Genomic DNA, 6,368 nt, shown 5'->3' on the forward strand with positions numbered 1-6,368 from the left:
GAAGGTAGGACTATGGCGTATCCAAACCTGCTGCGCGAGGGCAGAATCAACAACATGCGGACAAAGAACCGCATCATCACCGGCCCCATGGAACGGGCCATGGCCAATCGCGATGGCACACTGAACCAGCGTTACATCGACTACTTGGTGGAACGGGCCAAAGGTGGCGCCGGCTTGGTGAATGTGGAGTCGACATACGTCGACTCCCGTGGCCAGGGAAATCCGTTCCAGGTCGGATGCCACGATGATCGGGTCATCCCGGGCTTCACCCGGCTAGTCGACGCACTCCACGGCGAAGGCGCAGTCGTTTCCGTTGAACTGTATTTCGCGGGACGTCAATCAGCATCGACGGCGACACTACGTCAGCCATTGGCGCCAACCGCTATGCCCTGCAGTTTCTTCGACCCCATGCCTCTTCCGCTGGAAATGACCCAAGACGATATCGACGACGTCATCCGCGCCTTCGCTGAAGCCTCGACCCGGTGCCTCAAGGCCGGCGTCGACATGATCCACCTGCACGGTTCACACGGCTACCTGCTCGAACAGTTCCTGTCCCCCTGGAGCAACAAGCGGACCGATAAGTACGGCGGGTCAGCTGAAAACCGGGCCCGCTTCGCCCTCGAAGTTGTCGCAGCTGTCAGGAACGTGGTGGGGCCGGACTATCCCATCGGCTACCGCATCTCCATGGAGGAATATGTGGAGGGGGGCCTGACAACGGCCGACACCATTCCCTTCTGCGAACTGCTTGTGGAGGCCGGCGTCGACCTCATCGACATCACTGCCGGCATTTATGAGACGGGAAGCGAAATCTTCCAGGGCCCTGAAAGGAGCCCCGGTGGTTTCGTTCCCATCGCCGAACAGCTAAAAAAAGCGCTCGGAGACACCGTGCCTGTCAGCGTGACGCAGAAACTCAACGATCCTGACCTCGCTGAATCCGTGCTAGCGGACGGCCGGGCCGATTTCATTTCCATGACACGTGCATTCCACGCCGACCCCCATTTCGTGCGCAAGATCGAGCAGGACCGGGCAGATGACATCGTCCCCTGCATCGCCTGCCACACCTGCCTGAATCTATTCTTCAGCCGCAAGGTGGCGCACTGCGCCGTGAACCCCCAGTCGACCTTCGAGCGGACGCGGGCCCTGCGCATTACGGAACGGCCGCGCCACGTGACGGTAATTGGTGGCGGGCCTGCCGGCATGACCGCCGCACGGCTTCTGGCGCGCCAGGGAAACAGTGTGGAGCTCTATGAGGCACAGCCCGCACTTGGCGGCCAGCTGAATCAGGCCGCCCTCGCCGCCCACGACTACGGCTACTTCGTCAGCTACCTGACCCGGCAGATGGAGAAACTCCACGTCGACGTAAAGCTTGGCCAGAGACTGGACGCTGCCGCCCTTGCGGACCACGACACCGATGCGATCATCATCGCCACGGGCGCACGTGGCGGTTACACGTATGCGACCACCAGCGGGAGCCAGCCTGCGTTCAACGTCATCTCGGCCTTTGACCGCGACATCACTGAGTGGTCCGGACGCGTGGTGATAATCGGCGGAGATGCCGAAAGCTGCTTCCTGGCTGTGCGTCTTGGCACCGCCCGACCGGATGTCAGGATCGATATCGTCGATCCTGACGCTGGATTCGCTCTCAACAAGGCCGCCCCCGCACGCAATCTTCTAATGGCCCAGGTTGACTCCCTGGAGAACGTCCACCTGCATTCAGAATGCACCGTCGAAGAAGTGGGTGACGGGTTCATTCGCCTACAACACCGAGGCGTTCCGGAAACGTGGAACGGTGCCCAAGATGTAGTAACCGGCGGAAGGGTCTCCAATAACGAGCTCTACGAGAGCCTTATGGAGATCAACCCCGAACTGGAGGTTTATCGCATCGGGGACTGCATCGAGCCACGCGACATTCACGAAGGAACCCAAGAGGCTGCGGAGGTGGTGGAGCTGATCCGACTGCGGAGTTTGGAACGCCGCGCAACGCCTGCAGGGGTTGGGGTTGGGGTCGGCATCGACTGACCCGGAAGGGACAATTCCCGGCCTGACCGCCACCCAGTGTTCTGGACACCACTTTCGGGTGATGTCCGGAACACTGCCGTGTTGCCACGAACTCCGAGCGAACCTGCCAGGTTCCTGGGCCACATACCGGTCACTGTGCGGGGAGGTCGACCTTTCCGCGCACAGCTGCAACCCCGGCGGCCGTTGTGTCCTGACCCGGCGATCCGGCCAAACGTGACCGCAGGAAAGTGAGCTCGGCCAGGGAAATCTGACACCGATAGCGTGCTGTCGGGAAATCTCCTACGTCCACAGCCATTGCTTCCGGCAAGAGCAGGAGCGACGTGGCACCGATCTCCCGGGGAATCTCCGAGTAGCTGTGGACGGAAAGATCCGACCTCAGTTCCGCAAGCTTGCCCATCACCGCCCTCAGGACCCGCGGGTCCTCCGCAACGACTGCCACGCTTGTCTGCGCAGGGAGGCCCGCTACCGCTAGCCGAAGATCAGTCTCGAGGGTCAGGCCAATGGCAAACACGTCCGCGCGCCCGGCCATCTTGGCACGAGCCTTGGGCGCATCCGTCGACAATGCGACAAACACTGTCCGCGGGGAAGGCTCAATGGAATCAAGGCGTTCACTGGAAACCGGGTAGTCGAGTAGACGGGACAGATCGTCGAGACCCATGCCCGGGACCTCGACTTCAGGCTCAACAAAGACGACACGGATGTCACCCATGGCCGCGGCGCGAAACATTTGCTTGGCAAATTCGATGAAAGCAGATTCAGAAAGCCCATCGCGGATAGCCACACCCGCGGCAGCCCTCAGGCGCCCGGCAAGGACCGCGGTCTCGTCCGCGCTCCCCGCGGCAGAGAAATTGGTGACAAAACGCCCACTGGCGGTTCGGACCAGGGTGGCCCTGTCGACAAGGATTTCGAAGGCCCCCTGGACCGTCGCCCGATGCACCCCCCACGCGTCCGAGAAGTGCCGGGCCGAGGGAAGCAATTGATGATGGGCACGATGCTTTAAGAGCCACTCTTCCAGACCATCCGCCAGACGTCGGCGCAGATCGCGGCGATCCGAAACGTCCACTTTCTTCGTTACATCATCGAGTATCGCTGGATCCACGGCCGCCATGGCTCCCCTGTTAGGAATCTCGTCAGTCGCGTCCTGCCTCGTCGATCCATCCATGACCTCACATTATCACCGGCAAACCGAATTCTAAGGTCCATCGTGTACCGGATCCGTACCAAATTTTGCATCTTCAGGACAAGCACACCCTTGCTGATTTCAAATCAGGCGGATATCTAATGCCGTAACTTGGGGGTTGCCATGAGAGCTTGGGCGAGCAGCGGAAAAGCCTTGGCTCGCATCTCCGGCCGTAAGCCAAGATTAATACGGATTCGCCCAGGGACTCCAAAGCAAGCGGTGCCTGGCGCAAGCAGGAGCCCGTACTGCTCTGCGACTCTTCCACACCAAGCATCCACGTCAGCAACGCCGATCTCAGGAAAGACGGTAGTCCCTCCGTCTGGCGCTGTCAGCCGGATGACGGGCGAGCGGTCGCAGATGGCTGCTAGTTCCGCGTAGCTGTCGTATACAAGTGATCTGGCGCGGGATAGAAGTGCTTCGCTGTTATCTAAGGCGACTTTCGCGATGATTTCGCTGGTGGCTGCCGGGGAGCGCGAAGTACACCGCTGCATGGATCGCACATCATCGACCATCAAAGTAGGCCCGGCTATCCATCCAAGACGCAGTCCTGGGAGACCGTATACCTTCGAGAGACTGCCTACAGATACTCCGTTTGGAGCAACGGCGGCAACGGCCGGAGGGACCTGCGGCAATGCCAGGGGCAACCCACGAAAGGCCTCGTTTACGACAAGAACTGCGCCGACCAGCGCAAGTTTCGCGGCAATCCGGCTCAGGGCGTCAGCCCTGAGAACCTGACCCGTCGGGCTATGGGGGGAAGTCAGAAAAACGGCCCGTGTGTTTGGTCGTACGCTGCCAATGACCTGCTCCTCGGTGACCGGTGCCTGGATCAAGGTGACGTCGCAACCAATCTTTTGCGCCGTCGCGAGGGCGCTTTCGTGAGCCGGGGTCTCCATGACAACATGGCCGTCCGGATGGCAGGTCAGCTCGGCGACCATGGCGAGGGCTTCACCGGCCCCGACCGTGACGGTGATATTGTCCGCAATGACGCCGGGCATGGTGGCGGCTATTAATTGGCGCAGCTCGACGGAGCCGCCAGCCGACGTATAGTCGAAGGCGACCCCGTCGCCTAGAAACGACTTCGAGTCGACACGGGCGATGGCCGCCAGCTCGCCAAGTGTGAGCGGGGCTATTGCGCTAGACCCTAGGACAAGCGGGGCAGGCGATTCGAACGGCGCTGACCACTCGGCATGGCCGAAGGTCCGGTAAAGGTCAGTTGGCAAGGCAATCCTCTTTGAAAGCCGTTGTGGATGGGCTCGCTGCCCAAGCCTTGGAACGCGATCCTCGCTAAATGCACGTGGAAAGAAACCGACGGTTAGAAGCCCATGAAAATGCCCTGCCGCTTACGCTGATTGGTCAGCAGCCCGGTTGGAACGCGCCGTGCGGCTTCCTGCGGGTCCGGCATTCCGTTAGGCAAGAGGCAGCGCCACTATCCTGTGTTCCAGGATGTCAAGGAGCTTTCGCTGGCCATTTTCCGCTTGGATCCACAGGAGGCCGTGTTCTGGGACAACAATTTCTATCCTCCCGCGCCATCTGACCCCTCTTTCATCAAATGCCTCAACCAGGCCACCCTCAGCCAAGGAGAGAAATCCTTTGATTTCGGTCCTAGTTATCCTGTCGTTTAGCAAAAAACCCCTCCAAGCGAAAGACTCTTGTCTGCTGTCTCGGACAAATATCTGGTCGCACCCGCTTCACTCACCTTTCGGCCGAGCAGGTGGCATGGATACATACGTCGTCAGCAACGAAATCCAATAGGTTTACGGGGTCGCGAACAGCCTCAGGGCTGGTGCTGCCGGCTTGCAGAGGCCAGGCTAGCGATCATTCGCTGATGACTGCCGACGACCACGATTGCCCCCTATGGTTACGCTGACCAAGCGACGCAGCCGCTATGCCCCTGCGCGCCATTGCGGCCGGGCACCACTGGCGGGCTTTCCCTGTGTCATTCTTTGCTGCTGAAGGCGGCGTCGAAGCTGGTCTGCGAGGCGGGGAAGTCGAATTTCTTCAGGGCGGCGAGGGCTTCGGGGGCGCCGTGGAGGCGGTCCATGCCGGCGTCTTCCCATTCGATGCTGATGGGGCCGGTGTAGCCGATGGCGGTGAGGGCGCGGAAGGATGATTCCCAGGGGACGTCGCCGCGGCCGGCGGAGACGAAGTCCCAGCCGCGTCGGGGGTCGCCCCAGGGCAGGTGGGAGCCCATGACGGTGTTCCGGCCGGTGGGGCGGAGCTTGGTGTCCTTGCAGTCCACGTGGTAGATCCGGTCCTTGAAGTCCCAGATGAAGGAGACGGGGTCGATGCCCTGCCACATGAAGTGGGAGGGGTCCCAGTTCAGCCCGAAGGCTTCGCGGTGGCCGATGGCTTCGAGGGTGCGGACGGTGGTCCAGTAGTCGTAGGCGATTTCGGAGGGGTGGACTTCGTGGGCGAAGCGGACGCCGCATTCGTCGAAGACGTCCAGGATGGGGTTCCAGCGGTCGGCGAAGTCCTGGTAGCCGGCGTCGATGACCTTTTCCGGGACGGGCGGGAACATCGCGACGTACTGCCAGATGGAGGATCCGGTGAACCCGACGACGGTGTCCACGCCGAGGGCTTTGGCGAGCCGGGCGGTGTGTTTCATTTCCTCGGCGGCGCGGGTGCGGACGCCTTCGGGGTCGCCGTCGCCCCAGACCTTGGCCCCGACGATCGCTTCGTGCCGGAAGTCGATCGGGTCATCGCAGACTGCCTGGCCCTTGAGGTGGTTGGAGATGGCCCAGACCTTGAGGTTGTACTTTTCCAGGACGGCGAGTTTGGACTCGACGTAGCCGGGTTCGTTCCAGCGCCAGGCGTCCAGGTGGTCGCCGGAGACGGCGATTTCCAGGCCGTCGTAGCCCCAGCCGGAGGCCAGGCGGGCGACTTCCTCGAAGGGCAGGTCGGCCCACTGGCCGGTGAACAGGGTGAAAGGCCGGGTCTGTTGGTCTGTCATGGTTCCTTTTCTTCCGGTGGTACCGCTTACGCCGCGGCGTAAGCGATGACGTTTTCTTTGGTTGCTTGGGCCTTGTCCAGTTCGGCCACGACCCGGCCGGCTCGCATGACCATCACCCGGTCGGAGAGCTCAAGGAGCTCGGGGAGTTCGCTGGAGATCACGAGCACAGCCACCCCTTTGCGGGCGAGCTGTTCGATCAGACGGTGGATCTCGGCCTTC

General features: G+C 61.6%; 4 protein-coding genes and 1 pseudogene. 1 reads left to right on the top strand and 4 read right to left on the bottom strand.

What is annotated here, in order from left to right:
• Positions 1 to 12: 12 nt before the first annotated feature.
• Positions 13 to 2,019 (top strand): oxidoreductase, encoded by a 2,007-nt coding sequence (locus tag AC6CH3_RS19140; protein WP_498133924.1) that lies wholly within the window; start codon positions 13 to 15, stop codon positions 2,017 to 2,019.
• 130 nt (positions 2,020 to 2,149) lie between these two features.
• Here the strand turns inward: AC6CH3_RS19140 and AC6CH3_RS19145 are convergent, their stop codons facing one another.
• From AC6CH3_RS19145 to AC6CH3_RS19160, 4 genes and pseudogenes are all read right to left on the bottom strand, one after another.
• Positions 2,150 to 3,127, bottom strand: a complete 978-nt coding sequence (locus AC6CH3_RS19145; RefSeq protein WP_498133925.1) for a GntR family transcriptional regulator — start codon at positions 3,125 to 3,127, stop codon at positions 2,150 to 2,152.
• Between the two features lie 170 nt (positions 3,128 to 3,297).
• On the bottom strand, positions 3,298 to 4,419 hold the full coding sequence (locus AC6CH3_RS19150) for an aminotransferase class I/II-fold pyridoxal phosphate-dependent enzyme (RefSeq protein WP_498133926.1): 1,122 nt from the start codon (positions 4,417 to 4,419) through the stop codon (positions 3,298 to 3,300).
• 716 nt (positions 4,420 to 5,135) lie between these two features.
• Positions 5,136 to 6,149, bottom strand: a complete 1,014-nt coding sequence (locus tag AC6CH3_RS19155) for a sugar phosphate isomerase/epimerase family protein (protein WP_498133927.1) — start codon at positions 6,147 to 6,149, stop codon at positions 5,136 to 5,138.
• A 26-nt stretch (positions 6,150 to 6,175) separates the two neighbouring features.
• A pseudogene (locus tag AC6CH3_RS19160) lies at positions 6,176 to 6,368 on the bottom strand (D-xylose ABC transporter ATP-binding protein); the annotation flags it as partial.

The organism is Arthrobacter sp. GQ119, assembly GCF_059759125.1.

Excerpts from the sequence above, each read along its gene's own strand:
- AC6CH3_RS19145 (WP_498133925.1), bottom strand. The coding sequence starts at position 3,127 with ATGGCGGCCGTGGATCCAGCGATACTCGATGATGTAACGAAGAAAGTG.
- AC6CH3_RS19155 (WP_498133927.1), bottom strand. The coding sequence starts at position 6,149 with ATGACAGACCAACAGACCCGGCCTTTCACCCTGTTCACCGGCCAGTGG.
- AC6CH3_RS19140 (WP_498133924.1), top strand. The coding sequence starts at position 13 with ATGGCGTATCCAAACCTGCTGCGCGAGGGCAGAATCAACAACATGCGG.